Source organism: Desulfacinum infernum DSM 9756 (assembly GCF_900129305.1).
Lineage (GTDB): Bacteria > Desulfobacterota > Syntrophobacteria > Syntrophobacterales > DSM-9756 > Desulfacinum > Desulfacinum infernum.
The window spans coordinates 1-19613 of record NZ_FQVB01000055.1; the positions used below are offsets into that span (position 1 = coordinate 1).

Sequence of the window (19613 nt, forward strand, 5' to 3'; positions counted from 1 at the left end):
AAAATCACTTTTGCCCAGGCACAGGAGACCGAGATAGGTCTTCACCACATCCCCGTGCGAAACCCTCGGCTGCCCGGGAACTTCCTTTTCCAACCGTTCGCACAGGCTTGTATAGCCGTTGATCAGGTTCCCTACCAGAGCCAAACCCGAGTGGCTGCTGTAGAAGGCTTTCGAAGACTGTTCGATCACAATTTTCTTCATGCGAGCACCTGCCAGGTGAAAGGTTGACAGGAGACCCTATAGCACAAAACACGTGTAAATTCAAAATCCTAGATAAGATCTGATATTTGTTTGGTTAAAAACATACTCACGGATTAAGGATGAAATAAGCATGCTCTATAGGAGCCCTTGTATTAGGTCGGCGGCTCTCGAAGGGGATTTCTTGCGCGCTTGAGCTGTTGCACGGCCTAAATGAGAGCTTAGTGGCCTGGACCACCTTTCTAGCAGTGTCTGCCAAGACTTAGCGCTGGAGATGTCCGAGTATTGAATTCGATGGCCAACACGAAGTGCTTCGACTCTTCGCATGTTGTAGACTTGATCAGGAATATCCGGGATCCCAAGTATAGGTACATTATGCGATAGGCATTGGTAGATAGTCCCATTCCCCCCGTGGCAAACAATGGTAGTTGTAATCGGAAGTATTTCATCAGCATCGATAAAATCAGAAACAAAAACATTATCGCAATTTGCAATGGAAACCTTTCTCCCGCCGGTGGTAACAATTATTGTCCAGTCTTTATTGTTAGAGAGGTAAAGAATAGGCCGAGTAATTTTCATAGATCCAGTGCTTCCCAGTGTGCAATATAATATTCGCTTTCCGGCTCGATGGTGGTTAAGAATCTCCTGCCACCAGGGGGGCCTTGGTACATGCATATGAGGTACAAGCGGTCCCACATAATAATGTGTATCCGGAAGACCAATGCTAGGCATGTATTCTGGCAGATCCGGCAGTAGGGTCAGATCGTTCCCTTCCAGGCAGTTGGTTGCCCCGACATTGCCAGGTATGCCCAGACGCCTCGACGCTCTTCGGAAGGCAGGGACTGCGAGATCGAACACCTTCATTTCAATGTGGAGATTCCAGACATCCAGTCTTGCTTTCAAGCGGCTGTCTGAAACAGTACCAAAGAGGGGAACATAAGGTTCCCTCCTATGGTGGGTGCTGGACACGTTCACAATGGCCGCGTGGGGGATTCCCAAATAGGCTGTTGACAGTCTCGCGCTTAGGCGCCCGTCTGAAAGAACCAGGTCCGGTGAAAGCCTTGTCAGAAGCCTCAAATCGGCTGTGACAAGACGCCACAGCTCGTCGGTTTCAATAAATCTCAGCCTCTTTTTGCGAATGCGCCCGAAGAGCGTTTCGTAGGGAATCTCCTCCAACGGATAAACGGTGAATCCGCGTTCTGCGGGGAATCGCAATGCAGCCCCGCTCCCTGCGAAGACGACATCGTAACCCCGCTTTCGCAGTTCTTCGGCCACCACCAAAGGGCGACTGACGTGGCTCAGCGTGTAGCCGTAGAGTAAAGCCAAAATCGTTTTTCTAGAAGCTGCGGGAGATTTCCGCATACACCCTATCCTTGGAATCGAATCGGCCGAAATCACCGTCTGAGGAACCTTCAAATACATCCATCCCGACGGTGACCTTCCATCGTCCCCCCCAGCGAAAACTCATCTTCGGTCTTAGAAGAAGGTCGCCGCGATCGAGGCCGAATACGAAAAAGAATTCGGGCTCTAAGCGTCCATCCAAAAAGTCTGTCTTAAACCAGGTGGAAACGTAGCTTCTTGTTTTCTTTTCGATTAAAGAGGATTCATGATCCAAGACGATGTGCTGAAGCCATTGAACATTGCAGTCCAGGCGCCCCCAAATCGTCCTATCAAGGGCCAGCAAGTAGTCCAGGGAGTTCTTCTTGGTGACACCTCTTGAATCCATTGGGTCGTGCGTACTGAAATACTTTCCGAGATTCAACACCATTTCGCCTTTGAAAACCGTTTCCCCCACCGGCTTGGAAAAAGTTCCACCCAGAATGTGTAGTCGTCGATATGAAGGCTCTATGATCAAAAGAGACGGTGTGAGAGTGAGAAACCGTGTTGGAAAATAGTCGTAGGTATAAAGATAGAAAGCTCCCAGGTCCCAGTCATGAATCATGCGCGAAAGGCGGATGCCCACGGCGCTGTTTCCCAGAGTTCTTGGAGGTTCGCGAGGCGTTCTGGAACGGGCAGTAGTTGAGAAACCAACGGGATATTCGTAAAATTCAGTACCCGGTTCGGGCAGATCGTTGAATTCGACAATAGGCAACCATACTGCTTGCAAATAGATTCCTTGCAGAAAGTACTCGATGTTTGCAGCCCAAACAGGAATCCTTATCTCGGCGGGATCCGGCAAAATGAACTCTCGGAGGTCCTTGGGGTTTACCACATCCGCCACGAAAAGGCCTCCGACCGCCTCGCCCCACACGATTTGCTGTTTGCCCAATTTCAGATCCAGATTGCCCATGCTGGCATGTACGTAAGCTTGCCTCAACGCGGCCTCATGTTCCTGATCCTCCCGGACGACCTCGTTGTAATGGTTGGTCAAGGAGAAGGTCGCGTCATAAAAGAACCGCCCCGCCACGTGAAGTGTGATGTCTGGGGTGATGGGGTATATTGAAGAAAGATAAAGGATATTTTTTGACTTTGTGAGCTGCGTGTCCGATGCGGTCCTCACCGCTGTTTCGTTCTTGATATAGCCATGTACAACAGGCCATTCAAAGGTATTTCCTTCGGCTGAAGTGGGGCCAAGAAACAGGAGTGACGCCCCAAAAAACCATCCAACCACAATGAAAAAATATTTAAGGAGGAAGCGCATAACGTTGACGTCCTAGAGTGTTTTCAATATCTGAGTTTATCCAGATACTCTTTCGTAAAATATTTGCCCGGAAGCTCCCGTTCTTCGATATGGATGTATTCCATGACGGAATAGTAGCCTTCCTTCAGCGGGTCACGTAACACCAGTCGATGGGGTCTTGTGACGCCCTTTTCCGGCCTGTAGTCCTCAAATGTACAGGTTTTCAGAAGTTTTCCTGAGAAAGCATAGAATTCGGCGGCGATGGGGCGGTTGTCTTCCGTCGCCACCCAAAGCTTTGCCCGATGGTACGTAACTTTTTCATTCACAGCCGTCAGTTCCAATTCGTGGCAGGGGACGCCTTTCCGCTCTACGACTTTTCCTAGACGAGGGACGTAGTCTCCCGAAAAGTTGGCACGGGCAATATCTCCGTAGGCCACTTCCCCCAGGAGTCTCTGTTGGAGGGAGATCCTCAAAGGTTTTCTGATGGACGGCATGAAAACCCACATATCGTAGCCCAGCATGAGCATGGTGGTGCCGCGATCCAAAGGAGGCGCTAAAGTTTTCACAACGGTCCTGTCTCGCCCTTTGACAAGCACTTCGTACTCGGCAACCTTGGGAGGCTTTTCGGGCTTGTAGTCCGTGATGCGGACATGGACGACGTAATCCCCTTGCGGATTTCGAATGGTGTCTGCTCGCTCGAGAATCTTGGCGGCCACGGGATCCGTTTGTGCCGCGATGATGGTCTGGGGTGACATCCACAGCCAGAAAGTCGCCAGTGCGGCGATCAAAAACAAGATATTCATAATGCTTCGCCTTTTAATGGGATCATGTATGTCTCAATGCATCTGCAATGACAAGCCTGGAAGCTCGCCATGCAGGATAAATCGAAGACAGCGTGGAAGCAAGTACGCACATGCCGAAAGCCTGCAGTAGAAGTTGCCGCGTGATCTCGATGCCAGCCTTCCATTCCACGGACCCCCCTGGGGGGGGCGGCATGGGTATCCCTGAAACGGAAAGGACAAACCCGAGTCCTTGTCCGAAAACAAGTCCCAAGAGTCCGCCCAAAAGCCCTAAGAAAAGCCCCTCCAGTAGAAATATGCTAAGAACATCACGGCGACGGTAGCCGATCGCCATAATGGTTCCTATCTCTCTGGTCCTTTCCGAGATCGCCATGTTCATTGTGTTAAATATGCTGAGCACGACAATCAGTGCTATTATCAAGGCAAGAACGGCAAACTGCCTTTGGTAGAGCGCCACGACCCTGTTGTAGAAGTCTGCGAGCTCAGGCCAGGCCAAAACCTCCACCTCCCAGTTTTCGGAAGAAGCCAGTTGCTCTATGCTGGCCCGAACGGTCTCTGTCAGGTCGGTCTCTGTGAGTAAAACCACGAGGCTTTGAACCGCGTCGGTGCGAAGTAGTTTGGACGCCGTTTCAAGTGGGATCCTAATGCCATGGTCATCGAATTCTTTTGAAGGGGAGGCAAAAATTCCTTTCACGGTTACGTCAAAAGCGTTGAGGGACCCACCGATTGTATTGGTGAGAATAACCAGCTCATCCCCTACTTTTGCGTCTATGGATCTGGCGAGACCTTGACCCAGCAAAATTTCAAAGGAAGACTCCTCCGAAAGATTCTCACCGTGGAGAATGGCCAAGCCGGTGTCCGCATGTCGTAGATTTCTGATAACGGTAAGCTGTGCTTCCCTGCCGGGTTGAATGGCCTGGGCCGTCACCGCCACCGTGTTCTCGCCGGTACTCAGCAGTGCAGAAAAGAGGATGCGTTGCGTCACAAGTTCCACGTTGGGCAGGTTCTCGATTCGGGATACCAATGCGGCGGGGTTCTGGATCAGATAATCAAAGGGGTGGGCTGCCCCATATTGGGAATAGCCCTTCTTGAAGATCTGGACATGCCCCAAGTGCGAGTGGATGATGCCCTCCCGCATGCGCAGGAAAGTGTCCTGAAAAAATCCCCCTGCCAAGAGTAGGGCGGTGGCTCCAACGGCAATGGCGGCAAGCGTTATTGAAGAACGCACCCTATTCCGGCGGATATTCCTGAATGCCAGCGGCACGAATCGCCAGAAAGTCATGGGACTGTTGTCTCCTCTACAATCTTTCCGTCCACGAGCGAAATGACCCTGCGGGCCATGGACATCACCTTGGGATCATGTGTGGAGAACACAAAGACCGTTCCCAAACGGCTGTTCAGGTCGCTCATGAGCTCAAGCACTGCCAGGCCGGTGGCGTGGTCCAGATTGGCAGTGGGCTCATCGGCCAGGACGATGTTCGGCCTTCCCACTAGAGCCCGAGCGATCGCAACTCTTTGCCGCTGACCGCCGCTCAACTCATCGGGCTTGCGATGGGCTAGGCCGCCCAATCCAACTGACTCGAGAGCCTCTTGGGCCCGAGTTCTTCTTTCTCTTTTAGACAAAGGCATTTTTAGCAAGGGAAATTCCACATTTTCGATGGCCGTGAGGACTGGGATGAGGTTGAATGTCTGAAATATGAAGCCGATGTGGTTGAGACGGAAATCCGCCAGTTGATTGCCGCTCAACTGAGCGACATTTTTCCCATCAAAAAGGACCGAACCTTCGGTTGGCTTTTCAATGCAACCGAGGATGTTCAATAGGGTGGTTTTGCCGCTGCCGGACGGTCCGGCGATCGCCATGAATTCCCCCTTCTCAACCGTGAGATTCACCGCATTTAGCGCATGAACCTCCGTCTTGCCCAGCATGTATATCTTTGACAGGGATCTTGCTTCAATGAGAGGCATAGAGGGCTCCCTCAGGGCTCATAGATGGTCTGAGAGTTGGGCGTGGTATCATCCCCGGTGCAGATTGAACCCGGTCGCTCTAACGAACAGGATATATCCATGTTTTTCATGCTAATTTCAGCTGCTCCAGGCGGGCGGCGCAGGGTGGGGGTGGAAATGGGCGGGGCGTGGCCCAGCCGGAAGAGCATCACATGGCCTGCGCCGTAAAAGTCCACATCGGGAAAAATTTCCTGGTAGAGCGCGAAGGCCCGTTCCAGCAGCCGATGGTGGCGCGCCTGGAACGGGGTGAGCCCTTGGCGCTGGGCACGGGTCCAAAAGAGAGTCACGGCCGCCATGGGCTGGAAGGCGAGCCCGTGGGCGGCGGCCGTGAGCCAGATACTCTGCAGGGCCCGTCCCCCCTGAAAAAAATCTCCCGCCGCCGTTCCCGATACGGTGACAAGCCCCGCCGCGGACGCCCCCGCCATGCCCCGGGCCGCATGGACGGCCACGACCCGGCCCATGCCCAGCCGGTTCAGCACGTTCATCACGGCCCAGGGGCGACTCAGCCTCAGAAAGATTTCCCCGGCAAGGCCCGCTTCCAGGTTCTTCAGAGGAAAGCCGTCCCGGGTCCGCCGGGCTTCCGCGTCCGATCGGCGGATCATCCGGTGGAGGTGTTCGTGGAGCCGTCGGTCTTCGGTTCGGATCCGGTCCACCAGGTAGACCAGGCGCGCCAGGTGCTTGAGGCGCTTCTTTTCCTGAATAAGGTGGAGGCTGGAGCCGGGAAAGGCTTCCAGGGCGTGCCGGAGGCTTTCCGCCGCGACGGGAGAAAGCCGGGTTCCCTTGGCAAAAGATTTTCGGTTGGTGTGCCGCTTCCAGATCCAGTCGTGGAGCGGATCGGGGGCGATGGGGGAAGGTTCCAGGACCAACCGGGCGCTCAGGCTTTCGTCGTCGGGGCCGGTCGACACCTCCATGCGGGTTTCCAGGCCGAAGGCGGTGGCGGCGATCCGAATGTTTTCCGCGGCGGCTCCGCAGGCGATGACGGACGCCACCTGGTCTACGTTGAAAAAGGACCGGTCCCGGTCCGGGTCCACCTGGATCCGGACGGCGTCTTCTTCCAGCAAAAACTTCCAGGGCTGGGCGTTGTCGCCCGACGGGGCCTGGACGGCGGCCTCCAGCAGGTAATCCAGAACGGGCTTGGGGATCGGCCGGGTCTTGACCGGGCCGGGCGGGACGGCCGGGCGGGGCCGGCAGTCGGGCGTGTCGCCGCCGAAGACGGGTTCCTGCTTCAAAAACGGGCGAAGAAGACGCCCCGCCTTGGGGCGGGAGGAGGCGGAATCCGACAGCAAGAAGTGCTTCACGGCGGCTCGCTTGAGCCGCTGCACCGGGTTCCGGTTGCCGAGCGGCAGGCGGCCCCGCCGCAGGGTCCAAGTGTAAGGGTCCAATTGGAGGTAGTAAGGCGCCGGCCGGACGGGGCCTCGTCCCAGCAGGATCTTCACCGCTTCCGTGGCGGCCGCGCCGGCGCAAAGCTGGCAGGCGGAATCCAGAGACGGCCCGGCGCGCTGGGTGAGACTCACGCGCTTCATGTCCATGGTGCGAAGATGCGTGGGCCGGGGGGCCAGTCCCATGGCGAACCGCAGGTATTGCTCCTCCTCTGTCAAGCCCGGGCGGATATCAAAATAGTCGTCGAAGGAAAGGCCTTCAAAGGGGGAAAAGACCAGAACGGCGGTGCTGAATCCCAGGGGACCGGCCGTCACCACGTAAATTCTCTTGTCCCGGGCGCGGTTGAAGAGCTTTCTTCGGATGTGAAAGCTGAAGAAGTCGAGTCCGTCCAGGACCACGTGGACGCCTGCCAAAAACCGGTCCAGGTTTTCCTCCGTGACGCCTTCGGGAAAGGAGACGATTTCCAGGAAGGGATTGACGGCCCGGGCCTCCTCCACCATGACGTCCAGCTTGGGACGGCCGAAGTTCTGGACCTTGGCCCCGTACTGGCGGTTCACGTTGGCCGCTTCAAAGACGTCCATGTCGGCCAAGTGGAACGCACCCACGCCCATGCGGGCCAGGGTAATCAGGTGAAGGCCTCCCACGCCCCCCAGGCCCGCCACGGCCACTCGGGAACGGCGCAGCAGGTCCTGTTCGGCTTCCGTGAAGATGCCGATGTTTCGGGAGAAGGCCGTCTGGTAGTAGGTGTGTGGGTCCATGGTCGTGAGTCGTCAGTCGTGAGTTGTGAGTCGTGAAATCGTGAAATCGTGAAATCGTAAATGGTAAGGCGCCAGGACGGGTGGCTGCCTGATGCGACCGGGCAGGCCCAACCTGACCAGCGCCGTCGGTCCTGGCCGAAAGACCGGAAACATTGCCGGTCCCGCCGGCTGTCATTCCAGGCAGGACTCCAGAAACTTGCGAAAGGCGTCCAGGCTTTCCGCGGAGTCCCCTCAATCCCATTCGAAGCTCTGGATGACCAGGATGCCGGACTTGCGGGCCTCTGCGCCCGGCCGGAACCGTGCCTCTGCACACGGCCGGCACCGTGAAGACGCCGCGCAGGGGACCAGGCCACCGGGGTTCTGACGAACCCTCTTTTCAGCGTTTTCTTCGCCTTCCGCGGGGTTTTTCTTCCACGACCTCCATGAAGGCCTGCAGGGTCGGGACCGTGGCGCTTTGGCGCCGAAGTTCCTTCAGGTGCTGCAAGTCGGAAGTGCCGTAAATCCTTCGCACCAGGTCCATGGGCACGGCCCCGAACCGCGCTTCCAGATTGTCCAGAACGGCCTCCTGAGCCTCCTGCACCTTGCCTTGCTCAATCCCTGCCTGGAGACCTTCATCAAAGCCTTCCTTTTTGATGATTTCATACCCTGCCGATTCCATCATGATTTCTCTCCTTCGGCGAAGGATCAACCGCGGGATTTCTTCCGAAACAAGCCCGGAGAGGATGGTCATGCCGGTGAGGAGATCCCCCTTGGCTTGCCGGTTCAGGTTGCTCTCACTGATACGTCGTTCCGCCTCTTCGGCAAAAGTCGGGCCGTCCTTCATCAGGGGAACGAAGGGCATGATGCACGGTAGGCCTGTCCGGACGGCTTCGGAAGCGTCCAGTTCCCACAATCGAACCAAAACGAAACGGTAATGGATCCCACCGTCTTGGAAATGGTCCACGCAGCGTTCGGAAGGAGCCAGAAGCAGCACCGCCCCCATGGCTCCCATGCGATATCGCCGCCGGTATCGGACTTCGTACTCGAGGAGTCGAAGGGGCACGTCCCAGGACCACCGTGTCTGCACCTCCAAGACCACGATCAATTCCTCGTGGTCCACCGTGGTCACTCGAATGGGAAAATCCGCGCGCCGCACGGTGACGGTTTCCTGAGGAAGCTCCATGATTTCCGACTCTTCCACGGAAAGACCCAGGAAGTACGAAAGGGCCGTATCCCGGCACCGATCCAGGATCACCTTCACGGCCGCATCGTATCCCCCCATTTCGGTCCTCCGAGGTCGCAGGGCTCAACGGGATCACTCCGCCATATCAGCGTTTCCTTCGCCTTCTGCGGGGTTTTTCTTCCACGACTTCCATGAATGCCTGCAGGGTCGGGACCGTGGCGCTTTGGCGTCGAAGTTCCTTCAGGTGCTGCAAGTCCGAAGTGCCGTAAATCCTTCGCACCAGGTCCACGGGCACCGCCCCGAACCGCGCTTCCAGATTGTCCAGAACGGCCTCCTGAGCCTCCTGCACCTTGCCTTGCTCAATTCCCTGTTCGATTCCCCGCTCAATCCCTGTCTGGAGGCCTTGTTGGAATCCTTCTTTAATTCCCTCGTTCTTGATGATTTCATACGCCGCCGATTCGTTCATGATATCCCTCCGTCGCTCGATGAGCTCCGAGGCAAGCCTTTTCGATACCAAGCCGGACAACAAGGCCATCGATGCCAGCATATCGGCTTTGACGACGGGAGGCAACGGGCTTTGGGCCAGCAGATCCTGGGCTTCGAAGGCGATCTCTTCCCCACCTTTCATGATCGGAACCAGCGGTATAAGGCAAAGGTTGCCTTCGTCCAAGATACGCCGCCCGTCCATGGCATACACGGGGATGAGTTTGAACCGAAACGTTACTTCCGAGTCCTGATAAAAATCGGCAGCACGATCCGCAGGCTTCAAGAGGAGAACGGCGGAAAGAACCGGCAACCCCTCCTGAAGCAGATGGCGAGTGCGATATTCCAACAGTCGAAGCGGAATCTGTTCGTCCCATCGGCTTTGGATTTCGAGAAGAACCAACAGCCTTGATCCGTCGTCGGTTATCAGGCGAATGGCGAAATCGACTCGGCGGACCGTCGCCGTCTCTTGTGGCGCCAGATCCAGCAGGGTGCTTGACAAAACCGGTATGCCCACCAGGGATCGAAGTATTTCGTCCCGGCACCGGTCCAGTAAAACCTTGGTGGCAACGTCGTAAATCATCTGACACCGCACCCAACGGAACGATGGCGTTTTTTATCGCTGTGGACTCGGCGGTGCGGAGAGAAGTCCCGCCCCACCAAGGATGTCCGCTCTTGTAGGGGTGGGCTTCATGCCCGCCCGTCGAAGCCGGGCTCTGAGGGGGAATCGTCCGATGGGGATCGCACTCGGCGGTTTTCGAGGGCGCCGAGGGTGAAGGCGTCGTCGCTAAAGCCCGGGGGACGTTGGTGGTTCGGCCGGCCGTCATTCCAGGCAGGACTCCAGAAACTCGCGGAAGGCGTCCAGGCTTTCCGCACGGACGGCCTGGCGGCGGAGCGACTTCAGCGTGACCATGGATTCCATGGACAGGACGACCTTTTCCACCTCCGTCGGGCACTTCCCGAAGCGCTCCAGGAGGACGTCCAGCACCGCTTCCCGCGCCTCATCGATCATTCCCTGCTGCAGGCCCTGCTAGAGGCCTTGTTGCAAGCCTTGTTGTAGGCCTTGTTGCAGGCCTTCATCAAAGCCTTCTTTCTTGATGATTTCATACCCTGCCGATTCCATCATGATTTCTCTCCTTCGGCGAAGGATCAACCGAAGCTCCGCTTTCGCGGCCCTCCTCGGTCGCAGGGCTCATCGGCATCGCTCAGCATCTGGAGGGCAAGGTTTCCGGTGGCGTCCCCTCAATCCCATTCGAAGCTCTGGATGACCAGGATGCCGGCCTTGCGGGCCTTTTCCAGCACCTTCGGCTTGGCGTAGTGAGCGACGAGGATGGGCAGGGGCTCTTCGTCGTAAACCGACGCCACCTTCTCCATCTTGCGCCGGACGCTTTTGAGCTTGGAGGCGTCGTCCAGGCGCAGGACCGATTCGCCCATCAGGATCACCGGCTTGCCGTTCTTCTGAGCGCGAGCGAGGAAGTTGATCTCCTCGTCCGCCACGTCGGCCCGCACGATGCGGTCCAGAACCTGGATTCCGTAATTGGCCGCCAGGTAAGCGGGAAGCTTCCGGTAGGCTTCGTTTTCCAGCGCGTAGGCCATGCTCCGGGAAAGCCCTCCCACCTGCTCCCGCGTGGCCTTGAGGCTCCGGGCCAGGGACGCCACTTCCTTTTCCGTGCGCTTCTGCGCCACGGCCAGCTCTTCGACCTTGACGGTGAGGCTGTCGAGACGGGCCTCGGTTTTTTTCTGAGCTTCGGCGAGCTCTTCAAGGCGCTCTTCGGTGCGTTTCTGGGCTTCCGCGAGTTCTTCCACACGGACTTCGGTGCGTTTCTGGGCTTCGGCGAGCTCTTCGACTTTGACCGTAAGGCTGTCGAGACGGGCCTCGGTCTTTTTCTGTGCTTCCGCCAGCTCTTCAAGGCGCTCTTCGGTGCGTTTCTGGGCTTCCGCGAGTTCTTCCACACGGACTTCCGTGCGTTTCTGGGCCTCGACGAGCTCCTCCATCTTGGCGGTCAGGTTGTCCAACCGCACTTCGGTTCTGAGCTGCACCTCGGCCAGTTGGCGCACCACGTCCTTCAGCTCGTTGAATTCGCGCTTGGTGACCGATTCTTCGCGGTTTCGCTCCACTTCCTCGAAGAGGCTCAAGAGCGCATCTCGAAGGTCCGGAGCCACGCGTTCCAGTTTTCTGTAGAGGGCGACGCTCATGCCCATGATGCTTCCACCTCTTGGGGGCGGCGGGCCTTCCCGGGGGGAGGCCGCCGCGGGGACTCTCCTTCGGAATGCTTTTGAACCCCATCGTACCCGAAGGGATCTGGAAGGGCAAGGAATATCCGGAATTTCAAGTGGTTCGATGAGTGCCTTCCCTCGTCGCCCGGCCGTTCCCCTACCAGGTTTCCAGGGCCCGCACGGTGAAAGCGGAATCGTCCAGCCCGGTGTTGTAATCGATCCGGAGAGTCTTCACGAGGGTTCGGTGATCGTCTTCCAGGTTGTGCATGACCACCGCCGTTTCGGTCCAGATGCCCTCGATCTGCTGAAGAGACTGCACCTGGTAGGTCTTCACGGGCCGACCCTTCTTGTCGAAGTAGTGAATGCGGAGCGGCACGTCCAGGTCCTTGGCCACCCAGCTGCGGATGCGTCCGTACTGGCTCCGGACGCCGGACTTGGGCGTGGAATCCACCACCCAGCAGGGAACCTGCTCCACGGCTTCTTCGCCCGCCAGCGTGTGCTCGAAGTCTTCCACCGGCCGGCGTTCCATGTCTTCGTAGGTGAAGTCGCTGTTCACGAAGCTTCGCGACTTCTGGGAAGAGACAATCCTCCGGGCCCTCCGGAGGGCCGGAAGATACAGGAACTGTTCGGTTTCCGCCCCTTCCCTTTCCAACACCAGAAACCCCGTCCCTTCGATGTCGGCGGGGGAAAGGAAACGGATGAGGGCCTTCCGGACCGGCCCGTCGGTCTTGGTGTAGGCCCTGAGCGTCCGGACCCTCTCGTGGCCGCTCTTGCTCACCAGCGTCATTTCGGCTTCGGCCACCGAGTCGCTTCCCACGTTCCGATCATAAACCCTTCGAGCGATCTCCTTTCCCGTGGGTGTTTGGGCCTTGCAGGGAAGGCCGGAAACGGCAAGGGCGGAGAAAAGGACGGCGACAAACAGCGCGGTTTTGGCTTTCATGGAAGAAGACCCCCTTTGCATCAAGAAAGGACAACGGATTTAAGAATCATAGCCGGACGGAAGGATTTCGGCCAGAGCGGTCCTCCAACGAGGGAAAAGACCCTTCGCAGGATCCGACCGTCCCGGGCGAAGCTTCATCCATAGAATCGTCACGGTGCCTGCGTGCCTTGAAAAAAGAGGCGTTCCTCCCGGATTCCGGCCGGCGGGCCCATTCCACGGATCTCCCGGGGCGGAGCAGGGGGTCCGGTAGAGCTTCCGGTTCGGATGCCGCTAAAAAGCGAATCCGCTCCTTGAGATCCCCAGGGGTGCGGTATACCATGGAGGGGCATGACGCCGGAAAGCGCCATGCCCCATTGGTTTGAGCCGCCCGCCGGTTCGGGCGTTCCAGGGTTCCGGCGGGCCGATCCGGCCGGAAGACCGGCCGTCTGCCATGGAAACGGTGAACGGGCGCGAGCCGTCGCCGGTGCTACTTCCCCCAACCCCCGGGAGCGGCCTCGGCCGCCGTGACGAGAGGATCCCATGCGAGAAGTGATCGAACTGACCAAGGAACTGATCCGGTTTCCGTCCATGCATTCCCGGCCGGAAGAAATTCGGCGGTGTGCGGACTTTGTGGCCGGCTACCTGGAGGAAGCCGGTGCGGCCTACAAACGTTACGATGTGGAGGGCATCCCGTCGCTTCTGGTGACGCCTCGCGAGGGTTATGCCCCGGTGCTTCTCATGAGCCACATCGACGTGGTGGACGCGCCGGAGGAGCTCTTCGAGCCCGTGGAAAAGGACGGTAAGCTCTACGGCCGCGGGGCCATCGACGACAAGTACGCCGTGGCCCTTTCGCTGGTGCTCCTTCGCCGGCACCTGGACCGGCTGCGGAAGGAAGGCAAGGGTCAGGAGGCCCTGGGCTTCGGGGTGCTCATCACGGGAGACGAGGAGATCGGAGGCTACCGGGGCGCCCGGGAGGCGCTCAAGGACGTTCGGGCGGATCTTTGCATCGCCCTGGACGGCGGGAGCGTCCAAGAAATCATCCTGAAGGAAAAGGGGATCCTGCGCCTCCAACTCACGGCCCACGGAAAGACCGCCCACGGCGCCCGGCCGTGGCTCGGGGAAAACGCCATCGAGATCCTCATGGACGACATCCGGGCCATCCGCCCCCTGTTCGACCTGGACGCTCCGGACCACTGGCACCGTACCCTGAACCTGGGCTGGATCCGCGGGGGCACCTCCGTGAACCAGGTTCCCGACGTGGCCGAGGCGAAGCTGGACATCCGCTACACGGAAAACGACGATACGGACTGGATCGTGGAAGAGGTGAAAAAGAGGGTCCGGTCCCGGGTGGAGGTCCTGGAGCGGGAGCCGCTCTTTTTCGGCGAAAAGACCGCCCATGTGGAGCGCCTCATGGAACTGGTTCCCGGCGTGCGGCTGGGCCAGGCCCACGGGGCGTCCGACGCAAGGTTTCTTTCCGCCCACGGCATTCCCGGCATCGTCTGGGGCGCCGACGGCGAAAACACGCAGCACTCCCTGGACGAGCACGTGGTGACGGAAAGCGTGGGGCGGCTCTATCAGGCCATCGACCGCCTGGTGCAGGAGATTTAGCAGAAAAATTCACCGCAGAGACGCGGAGGGCGCAGAGGGCGCCTTCTTTGACTCGCGCCGCTCAAGAAGGGCGGTGCGGCTCAAGCCCCGCCCTGCGGGAAGGTTCAACCGTAACGGTCGATAAAGCGAATCGAGTGATGAAATGGCGCGGACGGCGGCGAACCGAAGCGCCCGAAAGGAACGGCCATGGACGGAAGCCCTCGGTTGCTGGTTTGGAACTTCACGGCGGAGGAAAAGGAGCGGCTGGACCGGATGCTGGAGATGGTCAAGGCGCCGCCGGCCCACACCATCGCCCCGGAGCGGGGCCACCTGGTGGTCCGGGACATCCTCCATACGGAAAAGACCGCCGACGAGCCCTTCCGGTGCGACGAAAAGATCGTGCTTTTCTACAACATCCCCCAGAAGGGGATCTTCTTTCTCATCCAGAAATTCAAGGACGCCGGCCTTCCCAAGCCCATCTTCGCCGTGGTGACGGAGCATTCCATCGAGTGGCCGTTCAGCAAGCTGGCGGAGCACCTCGTAGAGGAGCGGGACGCCATGCGCCGGCCCCAGGAAGAACGTGTCGGGGGGGATGAGACGTGACGGACTGGAAGGCGGCCACCTTCAACGTGAACGGCATCCGCGCTCGGCTTCCGGTCCTGCTGGAATGGCTGGACGCCCAACGTCCCCACCTGGTGTGCCTCCAGGAAATCAAGTGCCAGGACAAGGACTTTCCGGAATCCGCGTTTTCCGAGGCGGGCTACCGCGCGGTCTGGAAGGGCCAGAAATCCTTCAACGGCGTGGCGGTGCTTTCCACGGAGCCGCCCGACCAGGTGGTTTCGGAAGCCGGGGACGAAATTCTCGATTCCGAAGCCCGGTTCCTGGCCGTCAAAACCCGGGGCGTTTGGGTGATCAACACCTACGTGCCCCAGGGCCGATCGCCGGACGACCCCGCCTTCGCCTACAAGCTCGATTTTCTGAAACGAACGGCCCGGTGGATCGCTTCGCATTTCACGCCCGAGGATCCGGTTCTTTGGACGGGCGACATCAACGTGGCGCCGGATCCGCTGGATGTTTTCGACCCGCAGCGGCTGGACGGGAAGGTGGGGTTTCATCCCGAGGAGCGAAAGCTCTTCCAGGAGATCCTTTCCTGGGGTCTGACGGATCTCTTCCGGCACCTCCATCCGGAAGAAAAACAGTTCACCTTCTGGGATTATCGGCTTCCCCGGAGCGTGCAGCGCAACCTGGGCTGGAGGCTGGATCACATGCTGGTGACCCGACCCCTGGTTCGGGCGGCCCGGGACTGCTTCGTGGACACGGCGCCGCGCACCCGCCCCAAGCCCAGCGATCACACGCCGCTGGTGGCGGTGTTCCACCTGGAGGACCTGGCGGGCTAGGACACCCTTCCGTGAAGCGGGAAGTGATTGGTCCACGGACGCGACCTGCAGGGGCGAAAAATTTTTCGCCCCAATGGTTCTTGCGCCCCAATGCGAAAGAAAGCGTCCAATGAACGGGAACGGTCGGCCATGGACGGACAACACGGCGGGGCTGGTTCCTGCATCCCGGCGCGGGGCGGCTCCGTCATGATCGTCATTCCATCGCGAGACGAGCTCCCGGAAGCCCGTCCCACAATGTTTTTCCGGCTCAAGAGGCAAGGGAATTTCCGTTCACTTTGTAGCCGTGGGGCTTCAGCCCCGCGGAAAGGGCCATCGTAACCCCACGAAGTGACAAACAGATACCAGATGGCCCATCCAACATCCGGGGGATCTTCCGCAGCCCTGAAGGGCTGCGCTACGGGAAAAACGGTCATCGCCGGCGTTTTCGGACACGCTCTCAGGCTCTTGGATGATTTTTACTTGGAAGGACGGCCCATGAAGCTCTTTCTTTCCACGTCGTTTGCGTCCCGGGACGCCCGGAAAGGGCGCGATCTTCTGGAACGGCTGGAGCGGTTTCCCATCCACGGGGTGGAACTGGACTACCGGATTCCCGATCCGGTCTTTCGGGAGCTGGCGGGGCCGCTCAAAAAATCCCGGCTGCATGTGGTGAGCGTTCACAATTTCTGTCCCGTGCCGCCCATGGTGCCTCCGGGAAAGACGGGCGGCGACCTCTTGGATCTCAGCGCTCTGGACCGGGACGATCGCATGCAGGCGGTCCGCTGGACCGTGAAGACCCTGGAACACGCCAACGACCTGGAAGCTCCCGTGGTGATCCTCCATTGCGGGCGGGTGGACATGGACCCGGAGCTGGATCGCCTACACGGGATGCTGGAACGGTGCGACGGCCCGGAAGATCCCCGCTTTCGCGAATTCCTGGACCAAAAGTGCGCCGAAAGGCTGGAAAAACGCGCTCCCTACCTGGACGCCCTGCTCTGGAGCCTGGACCGGCTGGCGCGGGAGGCGGAAAAGCTGGACCTGATCCTGGCGTTGGAAAACCGGGCCCACTACCACGAACTGCCGGGCCTGGAAGAATTTCCGGAGATCTTTCGGGAACTGGACGGGGCGCCCCTGGCCTACTGGCACGATGTGGGCCATGCGCACCTGCACTGCCTGCTGGGGTTGTGGGACGGCCTGAACCCACCCGAATTTTTGAAGGACCGGCTGGCCGGTGTGCACGTGCACGACGCGCGGGGTCGGGACGACCACCTTCCGCCCGGGACCGGCGAACTGGATCCGGCGCCGGTGGTGAAGGCCGTGGGCGGCGAGGTGCCGTGGGTTGTGGAAATCCGGCCGGGGACTTCGGACGAAGACGTGCGGCGCGGGTTGGATCACCTGCAGGAGCTCTTCTCGGGGCTTTCGTCTTCCCGGGAGCGTGTCCGGGAACGGGCTTCCTCCATCAACCGGGAAGGGGCGCGACATCCTTCGTAGCCGCGGGGCTTCAGCCCCGCAGAAAGGGGCCACCGCAACCCGCATTTTCCGCGAAAACGGGAATGGATGTAGAACCGGAACAGGGGGCTCTTGGGATGATGGGCCTTGCGGGGAGCCAGGGAAACGGTCGGAAGCCGCTTTACAAGCTGATTTTCCTCATTGCCTTGGGGGGCGTCCTGCTCCTGAATCCCGCAGCCGGTCGGGCGGACCTTCCGGACACGGTGGAGAGGATCCGGCCGTCCATCGTGGCCGTGGGCACCTACCAGGCCATGCGCCGACCGCCGTCGGTCTTTCTGGGGACGGGATTCGTGGTGGCCGACGGGCGCCATGTGGTCACCAACGCCCACGTGATTCCCGATAAGCTGGACAAGAGACACCGGGAACGGCTGGCGGTCTTCGTGGGGCGGGGAAGGCGTGTGCAGGTCCGCGGCGTCACGGAAGCGGCCCGGGACGATGTGCACGACCTGGTGGTCCTTCGGATGGAAGGAGGAGATCCCCTGCCGGCTCTGGCCCTGAGCGATGCCCGGGTGCGTGAAGGCCAGGAGGTGGCCTTCACGGGCTTTCCCATCGGCATGGTCCTGGGCCTCTATCCCGTCACCCACCGGGGGATCGTCTCGGCCGTCAGCCCCATGGCCATCCCCACCCATTCGGGCAGGAACCTGGATCCCGACATGGTGCAGCGCCTCAAGAACGCCTTCGACGTGTACCAGCTGGACGCCACGGCCTACCCGGGAAACAGCGGCAGCCCCCTCTACGACCCCCGAACCGGTCGGGTCATCGGCGTCATCAACAAGGTGCTGCTCACCCACGGAAAGGAAAAGGTGTTGGAACGGCCCAGCGGCATCACCTTCGCCGTGCCCGCCCAGCACGTCCGGGCTCTGCTCCGAAAGGCCGGCCTGGCCGCCCGGTGACGCCCCTGGCCGCCTTTGCCTCGGGGCCTGTCCGAGAACGGGCCGACAGTACTTTGGGCCTGGCCGCGGTACTTCGCCCTGCAACCAGGATGTGAACATCACAAACCGCCACTCGCGCGCACGAGAGTCGCCAGAGAACGGAAGAGATGGGTGCTTTTTCCGTAGCGCAGCCTCTCAGGGCTGCGGAAGAACTTCATGGGGTTACGGGAGTCTCCATCGCGGGACTGAAGCCCCGCGGCTACGAAGAGAATGGAAATTCCACGGCTTCTTGACTCAGAGAGCCATTGCAGGGCAAGCCCCCAGTGCCGATCATGCTAATAATGCCGCATTGCAAAATGGGCCGACTCTTTCCTGCTGCGCGGTGCCGATGGGCGGGAATAGAGCCCAGCTCTGCAGCGGACCGAGTCTCCGGGCAGGGGCGGGGTTTATCCCCGCCCGCCTCTCCTTTCAGTCGTCCTTTACAAAGCGGTACACGAAAACGTAGTCCAGGCCGTTCACGGTCACGGCCAGGTCCGCGCCCCGCGATTCCGCATAGGCAAGCCAGGCCGGCCTGGTCTCGTCACAGCATTCCACGTTGGGCGAAAACCGCCCCGCCCGTCGGTCGTACCAGGCGAGAAGCATGGGATCCGGGTCGCGACGTGCCGCTTCCGCATCGGCGAGACGCCGGGCCGATTCGTAGTCGAGATCACCGCCCGCGTGGGATAGGGCGACGCGATGGCGGAGCATCGCCTCTTCCAAAGGGATACAGGTTTTTGCCAGTTCGATCATGGTTCATCCTTTCCGAAGCTCACCGCTTTTGTTCTCAGTTCATAACGCTTTTCTATCACCCATTCTGTTAAGTCTTGAGGGCCGTCCGGTCGAGAGGAAAGGGTGTTGTGAAGAAAAGCGCATTCTCCGGGTGACAGATCCTTCGGTCGATGGTAGACAGGAGGGCGCGGAACGGAGAGACGGGTCGGGGCGGGTAGCGACCTCGTCCCGACCGGGAAATATAAGAAACACCACAGCGGAGGAGTGGGACCATGACGACAGTGATGCCCCAGGGCGAGGCCATTCGAAAGGCGGTGAAATGGGTGTCCGAATGCCTGCAGGAAGAACCGGATAAGCCGGTGGCGAAGCTGGTGAACGAAGCGGTGACGCGCTTCGACCTTTCGCCCAAGGAGGCGGAATTCCTCTTGAAGTTCTATTCGCAGAAGGGCTGTGACTAGGAGCCTGCCCGACAACGGTTAGTTTGCGCCCTTCAATGCCCATTCGTCATCCCCGCGAAAGCGGGGATCCAGGATTTCCGGCAACTCATGGACTCCCCTTTGCGCGGGAGTGACGGTTGGGAAAGTTCACGGACAAGCTCCCAGGAGCCTGTCCCGACGCCATTAGTGAGCGGTACGTCATCCGGCGGCTGTAGGGGCGAAAAATCTTTCGCCCCTAGTGCGCCTGGGAGCAGGCGTGATCAGAGAGGTGAAAGTCCTCTTCCGGGAGATGCCCGCTCCCGGTAGTCGAAGGTAACTGCGTCGCCGTGAGGCGGGGTGGGAAGCAACCGGAGACGAACACACAGTCCGCAGGATGACGAACGCGATTCGGCCTTACGACTCGACGAGTCTCCTAGGGAAGGACGAAGTCCAGACCGTGTCAAAGCGGCAAGGTATGGTCGAGATACTGTGGCACTCGCAGACGAAAGGGCGAGAAACGGAGAACACAAACTTCGACCTGGAGCCG

The 19613-nt window shown here is 59.4% G+C and carries 18 protein-coding genes and 1 pseudogene; 6 read left to right on the forward strand and 13 right to left on the reverse strand.

Annotated features, from left to right (window positions below; all coding sequences use genetic code 11):
- The 12 genes and pseudogenes from BUB04_RS17605 to BUB04_RS17660 all read right to left on the reverse strand — a co-directional run.
- Positions 1–201, reverse strand: a pseudogene (locus BUB04_RS17605) (IS1380 family transposase); the annotation flags it as partial.
- Positions 202–336: 135 nt separating this feature from the next.
- The gene (locus BUB04_RS20340) at positions 337–1620 is read right to left on the reverse strand and encodes a glycosyltransferase (RefSeq protein WP_084076628.1); all 1284 of its coding nucleotides are present in this window, start codon (positions 1618–1620) and stop codon (positions 337–339) included.
- Positions 1535–2839, reverse strand: coding sequence for a DUF1302 family protein (locus BUB04_RS17615; protein ID WP_073041940.1), 1305 nt, complete (start codon positions 2837–2839; stop codon positions 1535–1537). Before BUB04_RS17615 ends, BUB04_RS20340 begins: the two co-directional genes overlap by 86 nt.
- Before the next feature lie 23 nt (positions 2840–2862).
- The gene (locus BUB04_RS17620) at positions 2863–3621 is read right to left on the reverse strand and encodes an outer membrane lipoprotein-sorting protein (protein WP_218588519.1); all 759 of its coding nucleotides are present in this window, start codon (positions 3619–3621) and stop codon (positions 2863–2865) included.
- 22 nt (positions 3622–3643) lie between these two features.
- Positions 3644–4900, reverse strand: coding sequence for an ABC transporter permease (locus tag BUB04_RS17625; RefSeq protein WP_073041942.1), 1257 nt, complete (start codon positions 4898–4900; stop codon positions 3644–3646).
- On the reverse strand, positions 4897–5583 hold the full coding sequence (locus BUB04_RS17630) for an ABC transporter ATP-binding protein (RefSeq protein ID WP_073041944.1): 687 nt from the start codon (positions 5581–5583) through the stop codon (positions 4897–4899). Before BUB04_RS17630 ends, BUB04_RS17625 begins: the two co-directional genes overlap by 4 nt.
- An 11-nt stretch (positions 5584–5594) precedes the next feature.
- Positions 5595–7760, reverse strand: coding sequence for a ThiF family adenylyltransferase (locus tag BUB04_RS17635; protein WP_073041946.1), 2166 nt, complete (start codon positions 7758–7760; stop codon positions 5595–5597).
- Positions 7761–8136: 376 nt separating this feature from the next.
- Positions 8137–9021, reverse strand: a complete 885-nt coding sequence (locus BUB04_RS17640; protein ID WP_073041948.1) for an RpnC/YadD family protein — start codon at positions 9019–9021, stop codon at positions 8137–8139.
- A gap of 46 nt (positions 9022–9067) precedes the next feature.
- Entirely contained in the window at positions 9068–9988 is a 921-nt protein-coding gene (locus BUB04_RS17645; RefSeq protein ID WP_073041950.1) for an RpnC/YadD family protein, read from the reverse strand.
- Between the two features lie 240 nt (positions 9989–10228).
- Positions 10229–10417 (reverse strand): hypothetical protein, encoded by a 189-nt coding sequence (locus tag BUB04_RS17650; RefSeq protein WP_073041952.1) that lies wholly within the window; start codon positions 10415–10417, stop codon positions 10229–10231.
- 230 nt (positions 10418–10647) lie between these two features.
- The gene (locus BUB04_RS17655; protein WP_073041954.1) at positions 10648–11607 is read right to left on the reverse strand and encodes a hypothetical protein; all 960 of its coding nucleotides are present in this window, start codon (positions 11605–11607) and stop codon (positions 10648–10650) included.
- A 172-nt stretch (positions 11608–11779) separates the two neighbouring features.
- Positions 11780–12562, reverse strand: a complete 783-nt coding sequence (locus BUB04_RS17660; RefSeq protein WP_073041957.1) for an outer membrane lipoprotein-sorting protein — start codon at positions 12560–12562, stop codon at positions 11780–11782.
- Between the two features lie 519 nt (positions 12563–13081).
- Between BUB04_RS17660 and BUB04_RS17665 the strand changes: the two genes are divergently transcribed.
- From BUB04_RS17665 to BUB04_RS17685, 5 genes are all read left to right on the forward strand, one after another.
- The gene (locus BUB04_RS17665; RefSeq protein WP_073041959.1) at positions 13082–14149 is read left to right on the forward strand and encodes a M20 family metallopeptidase; all 1068 of its coding nucleotides are present in this window, start codon (positions 13082–13084) and stop codon (positions 14147–14149) included.
- 186 nt (positions 14150–14335) lie between these two features.
- Positions 14336–14731: a DUF3783 domain-containing protein gene (locus tag BUB04_RS17670; RefSeq protein ID WP_073041960.1), complete on the forward strand. Its 396-nt coding sequence runs from the start codon at positions 14336–14338 to the stop codon at positions 14729–14731.
- Positions 14728–15525: an exodeoxyribonuclease III gene (xth, locus tag BUB04_RS17675; RefSeq protein ID WP_073041962.1), complete on the forward strand. Its 798-nt coding sequence runs from the start codon at positions 14728–14730 to the stop codon at positions 15523–15525. The genes BUB04_RS17670 and xth overlap by 4 nt, the downstream gene beginning before the upstream one ends.
- A gap of 474 nt (positions 15526–15999) precedes the next feature.
- Positions 16000–16992, forward strand: a complete 993-nt coding sequence (locus tag BUB04_RS17680; RefSeq protein WP_178372036.1) for a sugar phosphate isomerase/epimerase family protein — start codon at positions 16000–16002, stop codon at positions 16990–16992.
- A gap of 62 nt (positions 16993–17054) precedes the next feature.
- Positions 17055–17903, forward strand: coding sequence for a S1 family peptidase (locus BUB04_RS17685; protein ID WP_218588521.1), 849 nt, complete (start codon positions 17055–17057; stop codon positions 17901–17903).
- A gap of 447 nt (positions 17904–18350) precedes the next feature.
- On the opposite strand, the gene BUB04_RS17690 is transcribed toward BUB04_RS17685, so the two are convergent.
- Positions 18351–18671: an AF1514 family protein gene (locus BUB04_RS17690; protein WP_073041966.1), complete on the reverse strand. Its 321-nt coding sequence runs from the start codon at positions 18669–18671 to the stop codon at positions 18351–18353.
- 251 nt (positions 18672–18922) lie between these two features.
- Between BUB04_RS17690 and BUB04_RS17695 the strand changes: the two genes are divergently transcribed.
- On the forward strand, positions 18923–19108 hold the full coding sequence (locus BUB04_RS17695; protein WP_073041968.1) for a hypothetical protein: 186 nt from the start codon (positions 18923–18925) through the stop codon (positions 19106–19108).
- Positions 19109–19613: the final 505 nt, after the last annotated feature.